At 63.3% G+C, this 20,199-nt stretch carries 23 protein-coding genes; 15 read left to right on the top strand and 8 right to left on the bottom strand.

Annotated features, from left to right (window positions below):
- Positions 1 to 41: 41 nt before the first annotated feature.
- From lptB to ACFPN2_RS07730, 5 genes are read right to left on the bottom strand one after another with little or no spacing between them, the layout of a single operon-like run.
- Entirely contained in the window at positions 42 to 767 is a 726-nt protein-coding gene (lptB, locus tag ACFPN2_RS07750) for an LPS export ABC transporter ATP-binding protein (RefSeq protein ID WP_380596037.1), read from the bottom strand.
- A complete protein-coding gene (locus ACFPN2_RS07745) occupies positions 764 to 1,516 on the bottom strand; it encodes an LptA/OstA family protein (protein ID WP_380596036.1) in 753 nt (250 codons plus the stop codon). The genes lptB and ACFPN2_RS07745 overlap by 4 nt, the downstream gene beginning before the upstream one ends.
- Positions 1,485 to 2,057: an LPS export ABC transporter periplasmic protein LptC gene (lptC, locus tag ACFPN2_RS07740; RefSeq protein ID WP_380596035.1), complete on the bottom strand. Its 573-nt coding sequence runs from the start codon at positions 2,055 to 2,057 to the stop codon at positions 1,485 to 1,487. Before lptC ends, ACFPN2_RS07745 begins: the two co-directional genes overlap by 32 nt.
- On the bottom strand, positions 2,054 to 2,572 hold the full coding sequence (locus ACFPN2_RS07735) for a KdsC family phosphatase (protein ID WP_380596034.1): 519 nt from the start codon (positions 2,570 to 2,572) through the stop codon (positions 2,054 to 2,056). The genes lptC and ACFPN2_RS07735 overlap by 4 nt, the downstream gene beginning before the upstream one ends.
- Positions 2,573 to 2,575: 3 nt before the next feature.
- Positions 2,576 to 3,574 (bottom strand): KpsF/GutQ family sugar-phosphate isomerase, encoded by a 999-nt coding sequence (locus ACFPN2_RS07730; RefSeq protein WP_380596033.1) that lies wholly within the window; start codon positions 3,572 to 3,574, stop codon positions 2,576 to 2,578.
- 156 nt (positions 3,575 to 3,730) lie between these two features.
- Between ACFPN2_RS07730 and ACFPN2_RS07725 the strand changes: the two genes are divergently transcribed.
- Entirely contained in the window at positions 3,731 to 3,961 is a 231-nt protein-coding gene (locus tag ACFPN2_RS07725; RefSeq protein WP_116810387.1) for a BolA family protein, read from the top strand.
- A gap of 4 nt (positions 3,962 to 3,965) precedes the next feature.
- The gene (gene murA, locus ACFPN2_RS07720; protein ID WP_380596032.1) at positions 3,966 to 5,222 is read left to right on the top strand and encodes a UDP-N-acetylglucosamine 1-carboxyvinyltransferase; all 1,257 of its coding nucleotides are present in this window, start codon (positions 3,966 to 3,968) and stop codon (positions 5,220 to 5,222) included.
- A 242-nt stretch (positions 5,223 to 5,464) separates the two neighbouring features.
- Here the strand turns inward: murA and ACFPN2_RS07715 are convergent, their stop codons facing one another.
- Entirely contained in the window at positions 5,465 to 6,619 is a 1,155-nt protein-coding gene (locus ACFPN2_RS07715; protein WP_380596031.1) for a S1C family serine protease, read from the bottom strand.
- Positions 6,620 to 6,780: 161 nt separating this feature from the next.
- Between ACFPN2_RS07715 and petA the strand changes: the two genes are divergently transcribed.
- The 5 genes from petA to ACFPN2_RS07690 are packed head-to-tail and all read left to right on the top strand — an operon-like array spanning position 6,781 to position 10,527.
- Entirely contained in the window at positions 6,781 to 7,392 is a 612-nt protein-coding gene (petA, locus tag ACFPN2_RS07710; protein WP_380596030.1) for a ubiquinol-cytochrome c reductase iron-sulfur subunit, read from the top strand.
- A 29-nt stretch (positions 7,393 to 7,421) separates the two neighbouring features.
- Positions 7,422 to 8,642 (top strand): cytochrome b, encoded by a 1,221-nt coding sequence (locus ACFPN2_RS07705; RefSeq protein ID WP_380600073.1) that lies wholly within the window; start codon positions 7,422 to 7,424, stop codon positions 8,640 to 8,642.
- Positions 8,632 to 9,429 (top strand): cytochrome c1, encoded by a 798-nt coding sequence (locus ACFPN2_RS07700; RefSeq protein WP_380596029.1) that lies wholly within the window; start codon positions 8,632 to 8,634, stop codon positions 9,427 to 9,429. The genes ACFPN2_RS07705 and ACFPN2_RS07700 overlap by 11 nt, the downstream gene beginning before the upstream one ends.
- 58 nt (positions 9,430 to 9,487) lie before the next feature.
- Positions 9,488 to 10,087 (top strand): glutathione S-transferase N-terminal domain-containing protein, encoded by a 600-nt coding sequence (locus ACFPN2_RS07695; RefSeq protein ID WP_203170332.1) that lies wholly within the window; start codon positions 9,488 to 9,490, stop codon positions 10,085 to 10,087.
- A gap of 17 nt (positions 10,088 to 10,104) precedes the next feature.
- Positions 10,105 to 10,527, top strand: coding sequence for a ClpXP protease specificity-enhancing factor (locus tag ACFPN2_RS07690; RefSeq protein WP_380596028.1), 423 nt, complete (start codon positions 10,105 to 10,107; stop codon positions 10,525 to 10,527).
- A 6-nt stretch (positions 10,528 to 10,533) separates the two neighbouring features.
- Here the strand turns inward: ACFPN2_RS07690 and pdxH are convergent, their stop codons facing one another.
- A complete protein-coding gene (gene pdxH / locus ACFPN2_RS07685) occupies positions 10,534 to 11,196 on the bottom strand; it encodes a pyridoxamine 5'-phosphate oxidase (protein ID WP_380596027.1) in 663 nt (220 codons plus the stop codon).
- A 158-nt stretch (positions 11,197 to 11,354) separates the two neighbouring features.
- Here pdxH and ACFPN2_RS07680 point away from each other — a divergent pair, with 158 nt between their 5' ends.
- The 6 genes from ACFPN2_RS07680 to ACFPN2_RS07655 all read left to right on the top strand — a co-directional run bounded on the left by ACFPN2_RS07680 (position 11,355) and on the right by ACFPN2_RS07655 (position 18,232).
- Positions 11,355 to 12,458 carry a prephenate dehydrogenase/arogenate dehydrogenase family protein gene (locus ACFPN2_RS07680; RefSeq protein WP_380596026.1) on the top strand — a complete coding sequence of 368 codons (1,104 nt, stop codon included), beginning with the start codon at positions 11,355 to 11,357 and terminating at the stop codon, positions 12,456 to 12,458.
- Between the two features lie 25 nt (positions 12,459 to 12,483).
- Positions 12,484 to 13,608, top strand: a complete 1,125-nt coding sequence (locus ACFPN2_RS07675; RefSeq protein WP_380596025.1) for a GGDEF domain-containing protein — start codon at positions 12,484 to 12,486, stop codon at positions 13,606 to 13,608.
- A 71-nt stretch (positions 13,609 to 13,679) separates the two neighbouring features.
- Positions 13,680 to 14,696: a Fe(3+) ABC transporter substrate-binding protein gene (locus ACFPN2_RS07670; RefSeq protein WP_380596024.1), complete on the top strand. Its 1,017-nt coding sequence runs from the start codon at positions 13,680 to 13,682 to the stop codon at positions 14,694 to 14,696.
- Between the two features lie 249 nt (positions 14,697 to 14,945).
- Positions 14,946 to 16,583 (top strand): ABC transporter permease, encoded by a 1,638-nt coding sequence (locus ACFPN2_RS07665; RefSeq protein WP_380596023.1) that lies wholly within the window; start codon positions 14,946 to 14,948, stop codon positions 16,581 to 16,583.
- Positions 16,573 to 17,613: an ABC transporter ATP-binding protein gene (locus ACFPN2_RS07660; RefSeq protein WP_380596022.1), complete on the top strand. Its 1,041-nt coding sequence runs from the start codon at positions 16,573 to 16,575 to the stop codon at positions 17,611 to 17,613. The genes ACFPN2_RS07665 and ACFPN2_RS07660 overlap by 11 nt, the downstream gene beginning before the upstream one ends.
- Positions 17,614 to 17,650: 37 nt before the next feature.
- Positions 17,651 to 18,232, top strand: a complete 582-nt coding sequence (locus ACFPN2_RS07655; protein WP_380596021.1) for an RNA pyrophosphohydrolase — start codon at positions 17,651 to 17,653, stop codon at positions 18,230 to 18,232.
- 110 nt (positions 18,233 to 18,342) lie between these two features.
- On the opposite strand, the gene ACFPN2_RS07650 is transcribed toward ACFPN2_RS07655, so the two are convergent.
- Positions 18,343 to 18,939: a CopD family protein gene (locus ACFPN2_RS07650; RefSeq protein WP_380596020.1), complete on the bottom strand. Its 597-nt coding sequence runs from the start codon at positions 18,937 to 18,939 to the stop codon at positions 18,343 to 18,345.
- A gap of 33 nt (positions 18,940 to 18,972) precedes the next feature.
- On the opposite strand from ACFPN2_RS07650, the gene ACFPN2_RS07645 reads away from it, so the two are divergent.
- Together ACFPN2_RS07645 and ACFPN2_RS07640 are read left to right on the top strand one after the other, a co-directional pair.
- Positions 18,973 to 19,713 carry a DUF6776 family protein gene (locus tag ACFPN2_RS07645; protein WP_380596019.1) on the top strand — a complete coding sequence of 247 codons (741 nt, stop codon included), beginning with the start codon at positions 18,973 to 18,975 and terminating at the stop codon, positions 19,711 to 19,713.
- 40 nt (positions 19,714 to 19,753) lie between these two features.
- Positions 19,754 to 20,179 (top strand): bactofilin family protein, encoded by a 426-nt coding sequence (locus ACFPN2_RS07640; RefSeq protein ID WP_380596018.1) that lies wholly within the window; start codon positions 19,754 to 19,756, stop codon positions 20,177 to 20,179.
- Positions 20,180 to 20,199: the final 20 nt, after the last annotated feature.

Raw genomic sequence — 20,199 nt, 5'->3', positions numbered from 1 at the left:
CGTCAACGGGCCGGCGGGGCGGCCCCCTGCAAGCAGGATGCCTAAAGCCGGAAGTCCTGACCCAAGTACACCTCACGGACCTGCTGATTTGCAAGGATCTCTTCCGCAGTCCCCGCGGCGATCACGCTGCCCCCGCTGACAATGTAAGCGCGGCCGCAAATCCCTAAGGTTTCCCGGACGTTATGGTCCGTAATCAACACACCGATGTTGCGTGCGACAAGGTGCCGGATGATGCGCTGGATATCCAGCACCGAGATCGGATCGACGCCCGCGAAAGGCTCGTCCAGCAGCATGAACTGGGGTTCCGCGGCCAGCGCGCGGGCGATTTCGACGCGCCGGCGTTCGCCGCCGGACAGCGACTGGCCGACGCTGTTACGGATGTGGCCGATGTGCAGCTCGTCGAGCAGCGACTCGAGCATCTCGTCGCGCTTGTCGCGGTTCAACTCGGGACGCACTTCGAGAATGGCGCGGATGTTGTCCTCGACCGTGAGCTTGCGGAACACCGAGGCTTCCTGCGGCAGATAGCCCACGCCGAGACGCGCGCGTCGATGCACCGGCAACTTCGAGATGTCCTGATCGTCCAGGATGATGCGGCCCGCGTCCGTGGGGACCAGGCCGACGATCATGTAGAACGCGGTGGTCTTGCCGGCGCCGTTGGGGCCGAGCAGACCGACGACTTCACCGCTCGACACTTCGAGCGACAGATTCTTGACGACCTGTCGCGAGCGATACTTTTTGGCGAGCCCCTCGACGCGCAGCCGGGTCATGCGCCGCCGCCGGTGGATTCGGTCGCCAGCTTTGGCTCGACGCGTTCGTTCTGGATCGACTCGCCGTTCTCATTGAAGGTGGGCTCGACGATGGCCGCGGTTCCGTTAGCGCCGCTGTTCGTCTGTGTCTTTTGGTTCGGACGGATGATGCCGCGGACCCGGTTCGATGAGCCGCCCGGATTGATCTGCACGCGCTCGTCACGCACGTTGTAGATCACCACGTCGCCGCGGAACTCATCCTTACCGTTGCTGAACCACACTTGATTCGTGAGCTTCACCACGCCGGTGTTGAAGTCATACTCGATCACGCCGGCGCGACCGCGCACCTGACGATTATCGGAAGCGCCAATCTGTTCGAAGCGCGCCGGCGTGCCTTCGACGCGCGCATCGGCAATCTGTCCGTTGATGAAAGCGGCCGTCGCCAGATTGGACTGCAGATCGGCCTCGGCGGTGCGAATGCGCACGGCGGTTTCGAAGGTCCAGCGGCTCGTATCCGCGCGCACGTTCTTTGCCTTCGCGGTCTGCGCTTCGATGGACATCGGGCCCTGCAGGACGCGCACGTTGCCGGCGAGGTCGAGCGTGTCGCTGCGAAAATCGGAGCTGAGCACGTCGGCGCTCCAGGTGAAGCCACCTTCGAGCTTGGGCGCGTTCGCGGCGCCGCTGCCCACCGTTGCGAACAGCAACAGTAGCGCTCCGACCGCGCGAGCCGCGCGTCGCCTACCGTCGTGTTTGCGGATCAAACTTTCCATTCACTGTCTCCAGCCGCAGTTTCTCGCTGGTCAAATCGGCGCGCAGGCTTTTCACGGTCATCGAATGCTGGCCGTAACGCATCTGCACGGGTGAGCGGGTGCTGTAAGCAATATTTTTTTCGGTGTCGATCGCCAGCTCGTTGGTGCGCAGATACATGTTCGAGTTGCCTTCGAGAGGTCGCAACTCCACATCGCCTTCCAACTGTACGACGCGCGAATTCGGCGGAACCAATCCGTTCTTGGCGGTCAGCTCCCATTGCCAGTCCTTCGCTCCGAAGTAATTCACGCGCACCGACTCCATGGTGATCGCCTCGCCCCGCGCCGGCCGGCTCAAGCGCTGGTCGATGCGCCGTGCGATCAATTCGACCCCGGGCGAGCCGTCCTCGCGCGTGCGCAGGATCACGGCGTCCTTCAGGTAATAACCGGGCTGGTCGGGCATCTCATGATTCGCCGTGGGTGCCTCGCCATTGTCCACGAACGCGCCATAACCGATCACGATGGCGGCGAGCGCGGCGGCCAATGACACCCAGCGCCAGTTCATCCGTGCACCTGCCGATTGACGCCGATGCGCCGGGTTTCCAGCAGCAGATCGCACACCTCGCGCACCGCGCCCTGACCGCCGGGTGCCTGCGTAATGAAATGCGCACGCGACTTCACGCTCGAATGCGCGTCCGCGACCGCGACCGCGAGCCGCGATACTTCGAACAGCGACAGGTCCGGCGTGTCGTCACCGACGCTCGCCACGGCTTGGGGTGTGAGGTTCAGCATCTCCAGCAACTCGCGCAGCGCCGCCGCCTTGTCGTGCACGCCCTGACGGATCCAGGTCACACCGAGCTCGGCCATGCGCTTGTCTACCGCCTTCGACTGGCGGCCCGAAATCACCGCGACCTGCAGCCCGGCATTGAGCACTTGCTTGATGCCGGCGCCGTCGCGTACATGAAAACATTTCATCGTCTCGCCGCGGGCGGTGAAATACAGCCGCCCGTCGGTCAGCACACCATCCACGTCCAGCACCAGCAGGCGCACGTCGTTGGCACGTTCCACCAGGGTGTCCATGAATTACATCACCCCGGCGCGGAACAGATCATGAACGTTCAAGGCGCCGACCAGGACATTGCCCGCGTCGGTCACCAGCAGTTGGGTGATGCGATGTTTTTCCATCAGGTGCACAGCCTCCGCGGCCAGGACTCTCGGTTGGATCGTCTTGGGATTCGCGGTCATCACATCACGCATGCGCACGACGTTGATATCGATCGGATGGTCCAGCGCACGGCGCAAGTCGCCATCGGTATAGATGCCGAGCACACGCTGCCGGTCGTCGACTACCGCCGTCATGCCGAGGCCTTTGCGGCTGATTTCCAGCAGCCCGTCCTTGAGCGAGGTGTCGGGGCTGACCGTGGGCAATTGCTCGCCAGTGCGCATCACATCTTCAACGTGCAATAACAGCCTTCGTCCGAGGCTGCCGCCCGGATGCGAGCGCGCGAAGTCCTCCTCGCTGAAACCCCGGGCTTCCAGCACCGCGACGGCGAGGGCATCGCCCATGGCAAGTGTCGCCGTGGTGCTCGCGGTCGGCGCGAGATTGTGAGGACAGGCCTCCTCCGGAACGCTGACATCGAGCACTGCCGAGGCGGCCTTGGCGAGTGTCGACTGCGCTTTGCCGGTCATCGCGATCAGCGGCACGCCCAGTCGCTTGATGCCGGGAAGAATGGTGAGCAACTCCGCAGTCTCGCCCGAGTTGGAAATTGCCACGACCACGTCGTCGTGGGTGATCATGCCCATGTCGCCGTGACTGGCCTCGGCCGGATGCAGGAAAAATGCGGGCGTGCCGGTGCTCGCCAGGGTCGCCGCGATCTTGTTGCCGATGTGCCCGGATTTACCCATTCCGGTGACCACGACCCGGCCGCAGCAGTCGTGCACCAGCTGGCAGGCCGTGACGAAATCGCCGTCCAGGCGCGCTTCGAGCGCTTGCACCGCAGCGACTTCCGTAGCCAGCACGCGACGGCCGCGCGTGAGCAACTGTTCAGAATCGAGCGGGGCGGACGTCGGTAAAGATCGCATCCGCGAATGATAGCGAATTGACGAGACTCACGGGCCGCGGCGCTGGTTATTTCGCGGCAAGAGTGCATGTCTCAGCGAGCGCGAATCGGCGCGACGGATCGGCCCGAGGATCGGATATCATGGCCGCCCTCTGAAATTTCCGGATACCCCGCATCGATGAATGCCGCCGAGGTCCAAGCGCTGATCCAGACCGGATTGCCGGGCGCGCAAGTGCGCGTCGCATCCGACGACGACACTCATTTCGAAGCGGTCATCGTGGCCCCGCAGTTCGAGGGCCGTCGCATGATCCAGCGGCATCAGCTGGTGTACGCGACGCTCGGACAGCTGATGGGCCGTGAAATCCACGCGCTCAGCATCCAGGCGTTCGCGCCTTCCGAACAAAAGTAATTCCATGGACAAGCTGCTGATTCAGGGCGGCGCGCCGCTCCAGGGCGAGGTTCGAATCTCCGGCGCGAAGAATGCCGCGCTGCCGATTCTGGCCGCGACGCTGCTGGCCGAGGGGCCGGTGTCGGTGGGCAACGTGCCGCATCTTCAGGACGTCACGACCATGATCGAGCTGCTCGGTCGTATGGGCGTGAGCGTGACCATCGACGATCGCATGCGGGTCGAGGTGGATGCGTCCACCGCCAATGCTTTCGTCGCTCCGTATGAGCTGGTGCGCACGATGCGCGCATCGATCGTCGTGCTCGGACCGCTGCTGGCCCGCTTCGGCAAGGCGGATGTGTCGCTGCCCGGCGGCTGCGCCATCGGCGCACGCCCGGTGAATATTCACGTTGATGGTCTGCGCGCGATGGGCGCGGACATTCAGATCGAAAATGGTTACATCCGCGCCAAGGCCGATCGCCTCAGAGGTGCGCGCATCGTGTGCGAGACCGTGACCGTCACCGGTACGGAGAACTTGCTCATGGCCGCGACCTTGGCGGAAGGGCAGACCGTCATCGAAAACGCCGCGCGCGAGCCCGAGGTCGTCGATCTCGCGAATTTCCTCAGTGCCATGGGCGCGAAGATCAGCGGCGCGGGTACGGATGTTATTACCGTCACCGGCGTCGAGCGCTTGAACGGCGCGAGCTACGACGTGCTGCCGGATCGGATCGAGACGGGCACCTATCTGGTGGCCGGTGCGATCACCGGCGGTCACGTGAAGATCAAAGGCACGCGGCCCGATCATCTCGACGCGGTGTTGTTGAAGCTGCGCGAGGCCGGCGCGGAGATTGAGATCGGCGACACCTGGATCGATCTCGACATGCGCGGCCGCCGGCCGAAGTCGGTCGATCTTCGCACCGCGCCTTATCCCGCATTCCCGACAGACATGCAGGCGCAGTTCGCGGCGTTGAATACGGTTGCGGAAGGCGTGGCGACGGTGGTGGAGACGATCTTCGAGAACCGCTTCATGCACATGTTGGAAATGCGACGCCTCGGCGCGGACATTCGTATTGAAGGCAATACCGCGATTATTCGCGGCGTCGAGCGCCTCACCGCGGCCCCGGTGATGGCGACGGATTTGCGCGCGTCGGCGAGCCTCGTGCTAGCTGCACTCGTAGCGCAGGGTTCCACTGAGATTCACCGCATCTACCACATCGATCGTGGTTACGAGCGCATTGAAGAAAAGCTTGAGCAGATCGGCGCGCAGATCAAGCGCATCGCCTAACGCAGCCGCAATTTTTTTTCTCGCTCTATCGCCGGCCCGGCGAAGACGCGGGCCAGGGATAGTTACCGCTGCCCGGCGAAGACGCGGGCCGAGAGAGTTCACCGCGGGCCCGGCAAAGACGCGGGCCGGGGAGAGTTCACCGCCGGCCCGGCGAAGGGGCGGGCCGGAAAGTTCACGGCGGCCCGGCGAAGGGCTGGGCGGAAAGTTCACCGCGGCCCGGCGAAGACGCGGGCCGGAGGGTCTTAGCGGGAGCCGCGAGGCGGTCGCTCTTCTAACGTCGCTTCAATAGACAAGGGCGAGCGGCCACGGCGGCCGCGGATTTCGAGGATGGAGCCGGGCGACATCGCGGCCACGCGATTCAATGCTTCCTGCGCATTCACGATCTGCTGACCGTTCAGGTGAGTCACCAGATCATCCACTCGCATGCCGACCTTCGCGGCCGGGCCGAGCGGATCCACTGAGCTGATTCGCAGCGCCACCGGCGGATCAATACCCAACGCAGCGGCTGTCATTCGCGGCAACTCCTCAGAAGACACACCCAGCCACCCACGACGCACACGCCCGTGCGCGATGATTTCATCCATTACCCCGCGGACCATGTTCACGGGAATCGCGAAGCTGATGCCGTCCGTGCCCAGCGTCTGCGCGAGCACCGCCGTGTTGATGCCGATCAATTCGCCGTCCGTGTTGATCAGCGCGCCACCGGAATTGCCGAAATTAATGGCCGCGTCGGTCTGAATGAAATCCTCGAAATCGGTGACGCCGAGCCGACCGCGGCCCGTGGCGCTCACGATGCCCTGGGTCACGGTCTGACTGAGCCCGAACGGATTGCCGATGGCGAGCACCACATCGCCCGCGCGCAGGACGTTGGAGCGGCCCATGGGCATGACCGGCGGGTTCTCCAGATCCACGCGCAGGACCGCGAGATCGGTATCCGGATCGGTGCCGACGATGGTTGGGGTAGCGACGCGACCATCCGCCAGTTGCACGCGGATCTGGTCCGCGCCATGAACCACGTGGTCGTTGGTAATCAGATGGCCGTCGGAATCGACAATGACGCCCGAGCCGAGGCTGCCTTCCACGCGCTGTCGGACCTGGGCCGGATTCTGTCGTAACAGCGGATTGCCGTTGGTGGCGGACGGCGCATTCGCGACTACACGCGCCGTGTAAATGTTAACTACGGCCGGTCCGGCGCGGCTGACCGCATCGGCGAAAGACCTGCGCACCTCGCCCTCGCGCGGCGTGAAGGCCACGGGCGAAGCAGGGGATTCCTGCGTGGCGGGCGCGGCCGACGGGACGGTCTGCGCCGGGCGGACCAGCAGCAGGACGGCGGCGATGGCCAGGCCCACCAAGGTCCATTTCAGCAGGAACAACAGGGTCTGCGGCACGGTGGGCACGGATGCGGCTCGGATAAGAGTACCGGTGATGACCGGGGGCGCTTCATAGTGCGCTGAGCGATATGTGTATAATGCGGAATTCCTTGAACGTTTGAAACCTCGCTGGGCTTCAAGGGCTCGGGTGAGGTTGCGCGTGCGACAGATGCCTCGCGGAGATTTGGATGACGTCAGAAGTAGATAAAGATGGGGTCGATGGCGGCCGGCGCCATTTCCTGCTGGTCGCGACGACCGTCACCGGCATAGCCGGTGCCGCGATGACCGCCGTCCCGTTCCTCGCGTCCTGGAAGCCGAGCGCACGCGCGCAAGCGCTGGGCGCACCGGTCGAACAGGACATCAGCAAGCTCGAGTCCGGCTCCATGGTCAAGGTGAACTGGCGCGGCCAGGCCATCTTCATCGTGCGTCGCTCGCCGGAGATGATGAAGCAGCTCGAGGATCCGTCCCTCGCGGATCGCCTGCGCGACCCGAAGTCGGAGCAGTCCGACCAGCCCAAGTACGCCAAGAACGAAGTGCGCTCGCTGAAGCCAGAATATCTGGTGCTGGTCGGCGTGTGCACGCACCTGGGTTGCGCGCCGATGAGCCGCTTCCAGGCCGCGGACGCCGAGCTCGGCGCCGACTGGCCGGGCGGCTTCTACTGCCCGTGCCACGGCTCGAAGTTCGACCTGGCCGGCCGTGTGTTCAAGGACGTGCCCGCGCCGTTGAATCTCAAAGTGCCGCCATACCGTTTCATTACCGACGGCGTGGTGCAGATCGGCGTTGACGCGGAGGTTGCATAATGAGCGCCACCATGCCGGAGAAGGGCAAGATGGGTCAGCTCGTCGACTGGATCGACGCGCGCTTCCCGCTGACTCGCACGTGGAAGGAACACGTCAGCGAGTACTACGCGCCGAAGAATTTCAACTTCTGGTACTACTTCGGCTCGCTCGCGCTGGTCGTGCTGGTACTGCAGATCGTCACGGGCATCTTCCTGACGATGAACTACAAGCCCTCGGCCGCGGACGCGTTCGCGTCGGTCGAGTACATCATGCGCGACGTGGAGTGGGGCTGGCTGATCCGCTACATGCACTCCACCGGCGCCTCGGCGTTCTTCATCGTCGTCTATCTGCACATGTTCCGCGGTCTCATGTACGGCTCGTACAAGAACCCGCGCGAGCTGGTGTGGATCTTCGGCATGCTGATTTATCTGTGCCTGATGGCCGAGGCGTTCTTCGGCTACCTGCTGCCCTGGGGCAACATGTCCTACTGGGGCGCGCAGGTGATCGTGTCGCTGTTCGGCGCGATTCCCGGCATCGGTGAAGGTCTCGTGGAGTGGATCCGCGGCGACTACTACATCTCCGACATCACGCTGAATCGCTTCTTCGCGCTGCACGTCATCGCGTTGCCGCTGGCGCTGGTGTTCCTGGTGATCGCGCACATCCTCGCCCTGCACGAAGTGGGCTCGAACAATCCGGACGGCGTCGAGATCAAGAAGCTGAAGGGCCCGGACGGTCATCCGGTGGACGGCATTCCGTTCCATCCGTACTACACCGTGAAGGATCTGGTGGGCTTCGTCGTGTTCGCGATGGTGTTCGCACTGGTGTTGTTCTTCGCGCCGGAAATGGGCGGCTACTTCCTGGAGCACGCCAACTTCGATCCGGCCAATCCGCTGCAGACTCCTGAGCACATTGCGCCGGTGTGGTACTTCACGCCGTTCTACGCGATCCTGCGCGCGGTTCCGAACAAGCTGCTGGGTGTCGCTCTGATGGGCGCGGCCGTGGTGTTGTTCGTGTTCCTGCCGTGGCTGGACCGCTCCAAGGTCAAGTCGGTCCGCTATCGCGGCTGGCTGTGGCGCGGCTTCCTCGGTGCGTTCGCGGTGAGCTTCATCGCGCTCGGCTACCTCGGCCTGAAGCCGGCGACGCCGGAATACACCCTGGCGGCGCGCTTCTTCGCGGTCGTCTACTTCGCGTTCTTCCTGCTCATGCCCTGGTACACGAGGATCGACCAGACCAAGCCTGTGCCGGAACGCGTGACCTACCATGCCCACTGAGCATCTAGCCGAAGCCATGATGAAGAAGAGTTTCCATAAGCTGGTACTGGGTGTGGTGGGGTTGTCCGCTCTGAGCTGGTCCGCGATCGGCGCGGCGGCGGAGGGCCATAACTCGGCCATGCAACTGGCGCGCAACGACGTTGCCAACGTCGCCTCGCTTCAGCGCGGCGCACGCAACTACGTGAACTATTGCAGCGGCTGCCACTCGGCCAAGTACGTCCGGTACAGCCGTCTGGCGGAAGATCTGGAGCTGAGCGAAAAGCAAGTGACTGACAACTTGATGTTCGTGGGTGAGCGAATCCACGACACCATCAAGATCGGCATGAAGCCGGAAGATGCCAATCACTGGTTCGGTACCACGCCGCCGGACCTGTCCCTCATTGCGCGCAGCCGTGGGGCCGACTACATCTACTCCTTCCTGAAGTCGTTCTATCTGGATCCGAGCAGGCCGACGGGCACCAACAACCTGATCCTGCCGGGCACCGCCATGCCGCACGTGCTGTGGGAGCTGCAAGGCTTACAGCAGGCGGTCTATGATGGCGAGAGCGATGCGGAACACAACACGGTCCATAAGAAGTTCAAGGAATTCGAACTGGCGAAGCAGGGCAGTCTTTCGCCGCAGGAGTACGACCAATTCGTCCGCGACACGGTCAATTTCCTCGACTACATCGCCGAGCCGATGCAGATCGAACGGCGCAATTTGGGCATGCGCGTGCTGGCATTCCTGATAGTCTTCTTCCTGTTCGCTTACTTCTTGAAGAAGGAGTTCTGGAAGGACGTGAAGTAGCCCCCCGCGTGGGAGCTACGGCGCGTTCGTTCAGATCTGTCCGGAGCGTACTGCCATGATGACGCTCTTCTCACGCGCCGACGATCCCTGGAGCCATCGCACCAGGATCGTTCTGGCTGAGAAGAGCATTCATGTCGAGACCATCGACGTGCAGGGCGGTAACCTGCCCGAGGACCTGCTCGACCTGAACCCGTACCACACGGTCCCCACCCTGGTGGACCGTGATCTGGTCCTCTATGACTCCCGCGTCATCATCGAATACCTGGACGAGCGCTTCCCGCATCCGCCGCTGATGCCGGTGGATCCGGTGGCCCGCGCGCAGTTCCGCCTGGCGCTGTATCGGATCGAGCGGGACTGGTACAGCCTCGCCCAGCAGATCGACGACCCCTCGGACCGCAAGAACGGCCTGAAGGCGCGCAAAATCCTCCGCGACAGCATTCTGGCCAGCACCGACGTGTTCAAGGCCAAGCCGTACTTCCTGTCGGACGAGTTCTCGTTGGTGGATGCCACCATTGCTCCCATCCTGTGGCGCTTGTTGTATTGGGAAATCGACTTGCCACCGCAGGCGCAACCTATTACCAAGTACGCCAACCTATTGTTCTCCCGGCCCGCGTTCCGGCACAGTCTGTCGCGCGCCGAGCAGGAAATGCGCGCTTAAAACCCGCGGCGGTACTCATGGCAGATGCTCCAGTTCGATCGCGACGTCCCTATTTATTGCGTGCCATGCACGAATGGATCAGCGACAGCGATCAGACTCCTCACATAGTTGTCGATGCTTCGTTACAAGGCGTGGAAGTGCCGCGCCAGTACGTTCAGGGAGGCAAGATCATCCTGAACGTGAGCAACAGCGCGACCAGCAACCTCAGCTTGGGCAATGACGTAGTTCGGTTCCGCGCGAGATTCGGCGCGGTCACGCACGACGTGATGGTGCCGATCGCGGCGGTGCTCGGTATTTATGCGCGCGAGACGGGGCAGGGAATGATTTTCTCGGAGGCCGATGCGCCCCCGCCGACGCCCCCGACTGCGCCAACGGAAACACCGACGGGCAGCCCCGAGCAGCCGAAGCGTTCCAAGCCGACCTTGAAGGTCGTCAAATAACGCGGCTCAGGGATTCAGCCGCGTGCCGGTCCACGGCCCGCCGCTGAACGAAAACTCATCCTTTTTCGTGAGCTGGCGGGTCCAGCGGGCGCGCTCGTGGATGCGGCCGGCGCCTTCCGCCCACAGTTCGATCGAATCGATCCACAGTCGAATGCCGCCCCAGTGCGGCGGCCGCGGCACTTCGCCGTCCGTTGCCTTCTGCAGACCCAGCCGCTCTTTCACTGCCTCGACCTGCGCGGCTAGTGCGCCGCGCGACGCGAGCGGTTCGCTTTGGGCGCTGGCCCAGGCGCCGATGCGGCTTTCGAACGCGCGGCTGGCGAAATATTGATCGCTCTCCGGGGCCGGCGACATCACGATCGGCCCTTCCAGCCGAACTTGCCGATGCATCGCGTCCCAATGAAACACGGCCGCGGCGCGGGGATGTTCTTCCAGTTCGCGGCCTTTGCGCGAATCGTAGTTCGTGAAGAACACCACGAAGCCCTGATCCGGGACCAGTCGCTTGCACAGGACAACTCGCGCAGAGGGCGCACTGTTTTCGCCCACGGTCGCAATCACCATTGCGTCCGGGTTGGGCTGGACGTTGCGCACGCGCGCATCGCTGAACCACGTCGCAAACATGGGCAGAGGATCGGCGGGCAGGGGCTCGGGAAGCAGTTCGTCGGCGGCCATGGCTATTCTTGAGATCCGGCCAACGGCCGGCCATAAATTAGAGGTGTGGCAATTATGCCAGTCCCCGGCCTCGATTTTATGAGCCACTAACTTGCAGCCCGCGCTCGCTGGTTGGTAAAAGGCGTCAGCACCCCTCCGTGCGCCGGACTGAAATTCCCATGAATCTGCAAGAAATCCGCGAACGTCTGTCCGAGCTGGATCGGCAGATGCTCGCGCTTGTCGCCGAGCGCCAACGGCTTAGCCGTGAGGTGGCCGAAGCCAAACGTGCCGAGGGCAAAGCCACGCGCGACTACACCCGCGAGCGCGAGGTGGTAATGCAGGCCCGCGCCACGGCCGATTCCCTGGGAATTTCGCCGGCGTTGGCGGAGCAGGTGATGCGGCTGTTGATCCGTGGCTCGCTCACGACACAGGAGCGCATTCGCGTCGCGGCCGGCGGTCGCGGCGGCGGCAAGACCGCGCTGATCATCGGCGGTACCGGCAAGATGGGACGCTGGTTCAGCGACTTCATGGCCTCGCAGGGCTACACCGTGACGGTGGCCGACCCAGCGCGTCGCCCGGACAACGCTGCATATGCGTACATCGCGGATTGGCGCGAAAGCCCGCTCGATTACGATCTGATCGTGGTTGCCACTCCGCTCAAAATAGCGAACGTGGTGTTGCAGGAACTGGCCGTGCGCAAGCCGCGCGGCATCGTCTTCGACATCGGCTCGCTCAAGACTCCGCTACGACAAGGCATCGATGCATTGAAGAGCGCCGGCGTGAAAGTCACGTCCGTGCATCCCATGTTCGGCCCCGATACCGAGCTGCTGTCCGGCCGGCACGTCATTTTCATCGATGTGGGCAACAAGGAAGCGGTGACCGCCGCGCAGGAACTGTTCGGCTCGACCATGGCCCAACAAGCAGTCATGGGACTCGATGAACACGACCGCTTGATCGCTTACGTGCTGGGTCTGTCGCACGCCTTGAACATTGCTTTCTTCACGGCGCTCGCCGAGAGCGGTGAGGCGGCGCCGCGCCTGGCGCAACTGTCCAGCACGACGTATGACTCGCAGGTCGATGTCGCGACCCGCGTGGCCGCCGAGAGCCCCGATCTGTATTTCGAGATCCAGCACCTGAACGACTACGGCCGCGAATCGCTGCAGGCATTGCGCAAGGCCGTGGAGAAGTTGTGGCACTCGGTGTCGACCGGCGACGCGCCGGAGTTCACCGCCATGATGAGCCAAGGCCGCGAGTATCTGGCGGGCCGTGTGCGGAATGATTAGTTCTTTGTTAGCGAGGCACGCATAGATGTCGGCCCGGGATCTCCAAGGAGAGATCCGCGAATTGCGCGGGCGTATCGCCGCGCTCATGGACGAGGCTGCGACCAATGAAAAGCTGCTGCGGCGGAGCCAGGAGCGCGAGCTCGAGCTGCTCAAAGCCGAGAACATGTCGCAGCTGTTCGATGCTATTTGCAAAGGACTGAAGGCGTCGTATGCGCTCGAGTCCGTGACGTTGCTATTGCTGGATCCTCAGCATGAGATTCGTCATCTGCTGATCGCCGATAACGTGAAGCTGGAAGATTTTCCGCAGGTGTTGTTCACGGACAGCCTCGCGGGGATGGCGCCGCAGTTCAATTCGTTTCATCGGCCGTGGCTCGGGCCGTACATGGGCTGCGATCATCAGCTGCTGTTTCCCGGCACGCCGGGCCTGAAGAGCACCGCGCTGATTCCGTTGCGCCGACAGGATCGTCTGCTCGGCAGTCTCAACTTCGGCAGCATCGACGAGAAACGTTTCTCGCGACATCTCGCGACTGACTTCCTCGCGCATCTCGGCGTGATCGCATCGTTCGCGATCGAGAACACGATCAACCGCGCGCGGCTGGTTCGCAGTGGCTTGACCGACTTTCTCACCGGCTGGCACAACCGTCGTTATCTCAACGCGCGGCTCAAAGAAGAGCTGGCTCGCGCGCAGCGTCAGGGCACCAGTCTCACGTGTCTGGTCATCGACCTGGATCGCTTCAAGCAGATCAACGATCAGCACGGTCACCTCGCCGGTGATATGGCCTTGCGCGAGGCGGCGCAACGAGTCGATGCGCATATCCGCGGCAGCGATGCCGCGGCCCGATTCGGCGGCGACGAATTCGTCGTGCTGGCCCCGGCGATCGCTCCGAAGCAGGCGGCATGCCTGGCGGAGCGCATCCGCACCTCCGTCTGCGAGACACCCCTGATCCTCCCGTCTGGGGTGGAGTTGAATATGACCGTGTCCATCGGCGTGGCGTGGATCACCGTGTCGCGCGACGAGGCCGACCTCAAAGCCGCCGCCGAGCGGCTGCTCGCCGACGCCGATGCCGCGCTGTACCGGGCGAAACAGGCCGGCCGCAACCGGGCCGCGCTCGCCAACGGCGAAGAGATGCCCGATAAGCCCTGCGGCTGATCTGACAGACCCCGCCAAAACGTGCTTAAATGCGATTCATTCGCATTGATTGCATCGAGGGTTTGCGGGTCATGGCAGTAAGGTTCGGTGTGTTTGCGCCAATGCTCGGCGCGCTGGTGCTCGCTCTGGGAGTCGCCGGCTGTGCCAAGCAACCTTCCGAGCTGGTCGTGTACTCGGCCCGCAACGAACAGCTGATCAAGCCCATCTTCGATCGCTACAGCGCCGAGACCGGCCAGAAGATCCGCTTTGTCACCGACGACGCCGGTCCACTGATCGAGCGCTTGAATGCCGAGGGCGCGAATTCGCAGGCCGACATTCTGATGACCGTGGACGCCGGCGAGTTGTGGCATGCCGCCGATCTGGGCCTGATGCAGCCGGTGCAGTCGGAAGTGCTCAGCAAGAACATTCCTGAAAGCCTGCGCGATCCGCAGGGCCGCTGGTTCGGTTTCTCGATCCGTGCGCGCACCATCGTTTACAGCACCGAGCGCGTGAAGCCCGAAGAGTTGAGTGACTACGCCGCGCTCGGCAGCGAGCGTTGGAAAGGCAAGCTGTGCCTGCGCACTTCCAAGAAGGTTTACAACCAATCGCTGGTCGCCATGCTGATCGCCGAGTATGGCGAGCCGAAGACTGAAGAGATCGTGCGCGGCTGGGTCGCGAATCTCGCCGCCGAGCCGTTCTCCAACGATACATTGCTGATGGAAGCCATCGCTGCGGGTCAGTGCGACGTGGGTCTGGTGAACACTTATTACTTCGGCCGACTGCTGCGCGATAAGCCGGAACTGCCGTTGAAGCTGTTCTGGGCCGATCAAGCGGGGCAGGGCGTGCACGTGAATATTTCCGGCGCGGGTGTCACAGCGCATGCGCCGCGCGGCGAGCAGGCAAAGAAGTTCCTCGAATGGCTGTCGCAGCCGGAAGCGCAGTCGTTCTTCGCCGGTCAGAATCTGGAATATCCCGCCAGCCCCAGCATCGAGCCCGATCCGATCGTGAAGGCGTGGGGGGATTTCAAGCGCAGTCCGATGAACGTGGCGCAGGCCGGCGAGCTGCAGGCCACGGCGGTGAAGTTGATGGATCGGGTGGGCTATCGCTGACGAGTTGCAAGTATGAACATTGCGTTCCGAGTGCCACCCGGGTATAGGGACGTACCCCGCCGCCAGGGGCGGCGGCGAGCAGCAAAAAGTCGCGTCTTTTTGCTAGCTCGCACGAGGGTCGTGGCAGGGCTCGGCGGTGGCTTTCAGCGAAGCGCTGCTTCGCTCCGCCGAGCGGGTGTACATGGATGTATACCCTGGGCTTACGCGGAGCAGGGACTGCGCAGCGTAATGCCCGATCCCGAGTTTTAAATGATGCAGCCCGAGACGCGACGCGCGTGGCGCGATCCGTTGAGCATGGTGCTCGCGGTGGTGCTGTGCCTGCCTGCGCTTGTGCCTCTGCTGGTCATCGCGCACGCGACGATTTCACCCGAAGCGGAAGTCTGGGCACACCTGTCCCGCTACGTGCTGCCCGAAGTCACGATCAACACGATCAAGCTGCTGATCGGCGTCGCACTGTTGAGCGGCGTCGTCGGCACGGCGCTCGCGTGGCTCACCTCGATTTGTGAATTTCCCGGCCGGCGCTTTTTCGATTGGGCACTGTTGCTGCCGCTGGCCATTCCCACGTATGTGCTGGCGTTCGTTGCGGTGGGGTTTCTCGATTTCTCCGGCCCGCTGCAGAGCTGGCTGCGGGCGTGGACCGGCACGTCCGCCTGGGTGCCGAAGATCCGCTCGACCGGCGGCGTGATCATCGTGCTGTCGCTCGCGTTGTATCCCTACGTTTATTTGCTGGCGAGAACGGCGTTTCTCACTCAAGGTCGACGCGCACTCGAAGCGGCGCAGATGTTGGGCATCGGCCGGGTGGCCGCGACGTGGAAAGTGGCTTTGCCGATGGCCCGTCCGTGGATCGCGGCCGGCATCGCGCTGACTTGCATGGAAACATTGGCCGACTTCGGCGCGGTCTCGGTGTTCAACTACAACACGTTCACGACCGCCATCTATCGCGCCTGGTTCGGCATGTTCTCTGTGAGTGCGGCGCTGGAGCTGGCCGGTGTGCTGCTGTTGTTTGTGATCGCCGCGTTCGCGCTCGAGCGCAGCTCGCGAGCCGGCGCGCATTTCGCGAGTAGCCGCGATATGACGCGTGAAGCCACTCGCTTACATCTGAGCCCTGTCGCACGATGGGGCGCCTTTGCCGGCGCGACAATCGTGTTGGCGCTCGCCTTCGTGTTGCCGCTGTTGCAGCTGTTGATCTGGTCCATCAAAAACGTCGGCGACATCGACAGCCGCTATTGGGGATTCATCGCGCGAAGTCTGATGCTCGCGGGCAGCGCTGCGATTGTCATCGTCGCCGCGAGCCTGGCGCTGGCCTACATCGAGCGCCGTCGATCGACGACGCCGATCCGCGTGCTCGTGCGACTGGCGACGCTCGGTTATGCCATTCCAGGAACGGTGCTGGCCGTCGGCATCGCCGTTCCGTTGGTGTTGTTGAACAATCAGCTGCAGGGCCTGCTACGTGGGTGGTTGGGCGACGCAGCCCCGGTGCTCTTGCTTCAGGGTACGCTGCTCGCCGTGCTCATCGCATATCTCGCTCGCTTTCTCACGGTGGGATTCAATCCGGTCGAGAGCGGCCTCCAGCGAGTGACGCGCAGTATCGATGAAGCGGCCGCCAGTCTCGGCGTGGTCGGCACCGATCTGATTCGTAAAGTTCATGTGCCGCTGCTGCGAACCAGTCTCGCGACAGCGGCGACCTTGGTGTTCGTCGATGTGATGAAGGAAATGCCGATCACGTTGATTACGCGTCCGCCGGGCTGGGACACGCTGGCGGTGCGCGTGTGGGAAATGACATCTGAAGGTGAGTGGGAGCGCGCGGCGTTGCCGGCGGTCGCCATCGTGCTCGTCGGACTCATTCCCGCCGCCATGCTGACCCGCAGAGGTGCGCATGTGGCTTGAGCTAGAAAATGTGGTTCGTCGCTTCGGCGAGCGCTCGGCCGTGAATGGCTTGTCGATGCGTCTGGCGAAGGGCTCGATCGGTTGTTTGCTCGGCCCGAGTGGCTGTGGCAAGACGACGGCGTTGCGTTGTATCGCGGGTTTCGAGCCCGTCGATGTCGGCGAGATTCGCGCGCACGGTCGTGTGCTCGCCTCCAAAGAGTTTCATTCGCCGCCGGAAAGCCGCCAGATCGGCATGGTGTTTCAGGACTACGCGTTGTTTCCGCATCTCACGGTGCTCGACAACGTTGCGTTCGGCCTGCATCGCCTGGATCGAAGCAAACGTCAGCGACGCGCGGAAGAAATATTGGAAACCGTGGGCCTGGCGGAGCATCGAGGCCATTACCCGCATCAGTTGTCGGGCGGGCAACAGCAACGCGTGGCGTTGGCGCGAGCGTTGGCACCGGAGCCCGAGATCGTATTACTCGACGAGCCGTTCTCCAGTCTCGACGTCGAGCTGCGCGAGCGCTTGAGCATCGAAGTGCGCTCGGTGTTGAAGACGCTCAACACGACCGCGCTGCTCGTGACTCACGATCAGCAGGAAGCCTTCGCGGTCGCCGATGTCGTGGGCGTGATGAAGGACGGCAAGCTCGAGCAGTGGGACACGCCGTATGAGCTCTATCATCGACCCGAGACGCGCTTCGTAGCGGACTTCATCGGTCAGGGCGTTTTTATTCCTGGCGAGATCGTGGCCGCGGGCTCGGTGCGCACCGAGCTGGGCGTGGTTCGCGCGAATGGCAATGGGCAGTGGCAGACCGGTCGTCACGTCGATCTGTTGCTACGTCCCGACGATGTCATTCATGACGATGCGAGCACCCTGCGCGCCGAAGTCTGTCAGCGCGCGTTTCGAGGCGCCGAGTTCCTGTATACGTTGAAACTTGCGAGCGGGGTGCAGCTGTTGTCGCTGGTCCCGAGCCATCACGACCACGCGGTCGGCGAGCGCATCGGCATTCGCATCGAGCCCGACCATGTGGTGGCATTCGCGCGGGACTGATGAAAGAATCGGGTCAATCCGATTTTTGTTCAGTTCCATGACCGATTTCATCGATGCAGACGGCTTTCGCGCCAATGTCGGAATCGTCTTGATGCGCGAGGATCGCCAGGTTTTCCTCGGCGGCCGGACCGGCGGCCGCGGCTGGCAATTCCCCCAAGGCGGCGTCCAGCAGCGCGAAACCCCCGAAGAGGCGCTGTACCGCGAGCTCAAGGAAGAGGTGGGGCTCGACCCCCACGACGTGAAGCTGATCGCGGGCACCCGCAACTGGCTGCGCTATCGCTTGCCCAAGCAATACGTGCGCAAGAACAGCCACCCGCCTTGTATCGGGCAGAAGCAGCGCTGGTTCCTGCTCCGGTTCACCGGCACCGAGGACCGCTTCGACCTGGTCTCCAATGGCGAGCCTGAATTCGAAAGCTGGCGCTGGGTGGATTACTGGACGCCGGTGCGCGAGGTCATCTACTTCAAACGGGCCGTCTACGCCCGCGCCCTCGATGAGCTCGCGCGCACCGCGTTCCCGCAGGATCCGCCGGCACTGCCCGAGTGGTCTCAGGAAGAAAAATATTTACGCAGCCTGGCCCAGCGCCAGCAAAAAGCCGCCCTGGACAAGGCAACCAGCTAGGGGTACAGGATGTACCCCCGCCGCCAAGGGCGGCGAGCAAACGGCAAAAGTCGCGCCTTTTGCCGGCTTGCGCGAGGGGCGTGGCAGGATGCCCGATCCCGAGCCATCGATTAGAAAGGCTTGACGACGACCAGGATGACGATGCCGAACAGGAACAGCGTCGGCACCTCGTTGAAGCCTCGATACCAGCGCTCCGAATGCTGGTTGCGGTTGTCGCGGAATGCCGTCAGCAGGCGGTAGCACCAGAAGTGATACACGATGAGCCCGGCCACCAGGGTGAGCTTGGCGTGCATCCAGCCCATCTGCATGAAGCCCGGCACCTGCCCCAGCGTGGCTCCGCCGAACAGGATCGCGAGCACGGCGCCGATGGTCATCATGGTGAAAAGCCGGCGCTCCATGATCTTGAAGCGCTCCGCGCCCGCCGGATCGCTGCCTCCAAGCGCCGCGTGATACACGAATAGTCGCGGCAGATAGAACAACCCGGCGAACCAGGTGATGACGAAAATAATGTGCAACGCCTTGAGCCAGAGCATGAACGACCCTTGCATGAATCCTTGGAAGCCAGCGGCTTTCGCCTCAGCGCGCTTTGCGTGATCGCCGTAATCGTTCGCTCGCAGGTGCAACCAGAAGGCTGGCGGGCGCGGACCGGGACGGGATTCTTTGCGGCGCTTCTCAATCGAGGCGCGGCGGCTGTGCTCTAATTTCACCAGCTTTCGTCAAATTCGCAACGATGTGCCGTAATGCCTGATTTCGCCCCCCTGCGCACCGGCGCCTTCGTTATCCGCCAGCATCCGACCTGGCGGCGACGGGCTGTGCTCATCGGTGGGGTGCTGGGCGGTCTGATCGCGTTCTACCTCATGTATGAATGGGGCCGGTTCGAAGGCGGTTACAGCAAGTTCGCCGAGATTCAGCATCGTCGCGAGCTGAACGCCAAGATCGAGACGCTGCAGGACGAGAACGAGAAGCTGCGCGCGGCGGTCGCCGCCGCGGAGCTGGATCGCAAGGTCGAAAACAAGGCCTATGCGGACGTCGAAAAGAATCTGGCCGACCTGCAGGCGCAGGTCCTGAAACATCGCGAGCAGCTGACCTTCTATCGAGGCATCGTGTCGCCGGAAGACGGCATCGGCGGTCTGCGCATTCAACGCTTCCAGGTGCTGCCGGGCGCAGCCGATCACCACTTCCGATTGCGGCTGGTGCTGGTGCAGTCGATGCGCCAGGAGAATGTGGTGTCAGGCTCGGTGATCGTGCAGCTCGAAGGCGTGCGCGACAACAAGCCGGTGCAGTTGCCGTTATCGCAGGCCGCGGAGACGCCGCGGGCCGATGGGCAGCTGCCGTTTCAATTCCGCTATTTTCAGAATCTCGAGCAGGACATCGTGCTGCCGGACGGCTTCGAGCCGCGGGCCGTCACGGTCGAGGTGCGCACGGCGCGCATGGACCCTGTGCGAGAATCGTATCCCTGGCAAGTGCAGGCTGAAGGCTGAAGAGGCCTCGAGGCGAGCTAGCCCCTGATTTGGACGGCGCATGTTCAACCGTAGTAAACCCAAACCCCATCGCATCGACACGCTGATCGGCGCCGGCACGCGCATCATCGGCGACGTGCAGTTCGCCGGCGGCTTCCATGTCGACGGCCACGTGAAAGGCAATGTCGATGCGCCCGCCGATTCCGGCGCGACGCTCAGTGTCAGCGACAGCGGCGTCGTCGAAGGCTCGGTGGCCGTGCCGAATGTGATTCTCAACGGCACCGTGAAAGGCGACATCCTCGCGCATGAGCGCGTCGAGCTCGGCGCGACCGCCCGGGTCACCGGCAACGTGTATTACGCGCTGATCGAGATGGAAATGGGTGCGGAGATCACCGGCAAGCTGATCCACGAGCCGCGCCGGGGCGGCAAGGCCGAGCCTGAAATCAAGCCGGCGCCGGGCGATGCAACCGCTGATTCCGCGGGCTGAGGGCCTTATAGCTCAAAGGT

Origin of the sequence: Steroidobacter flavus (assembly GCF_042651805.1) — a bacterium.
Taxonomy (GTDB): Bacteria; Pseudomonadota; Gammaproteobacteria; order Steroidobacterales; family Steroidobacteraceae; genus Steroidobacter; species Steroidobacter flavus.
This window is presented reverse-complemented; position numbering and strand designations above follow the sequence as displayed.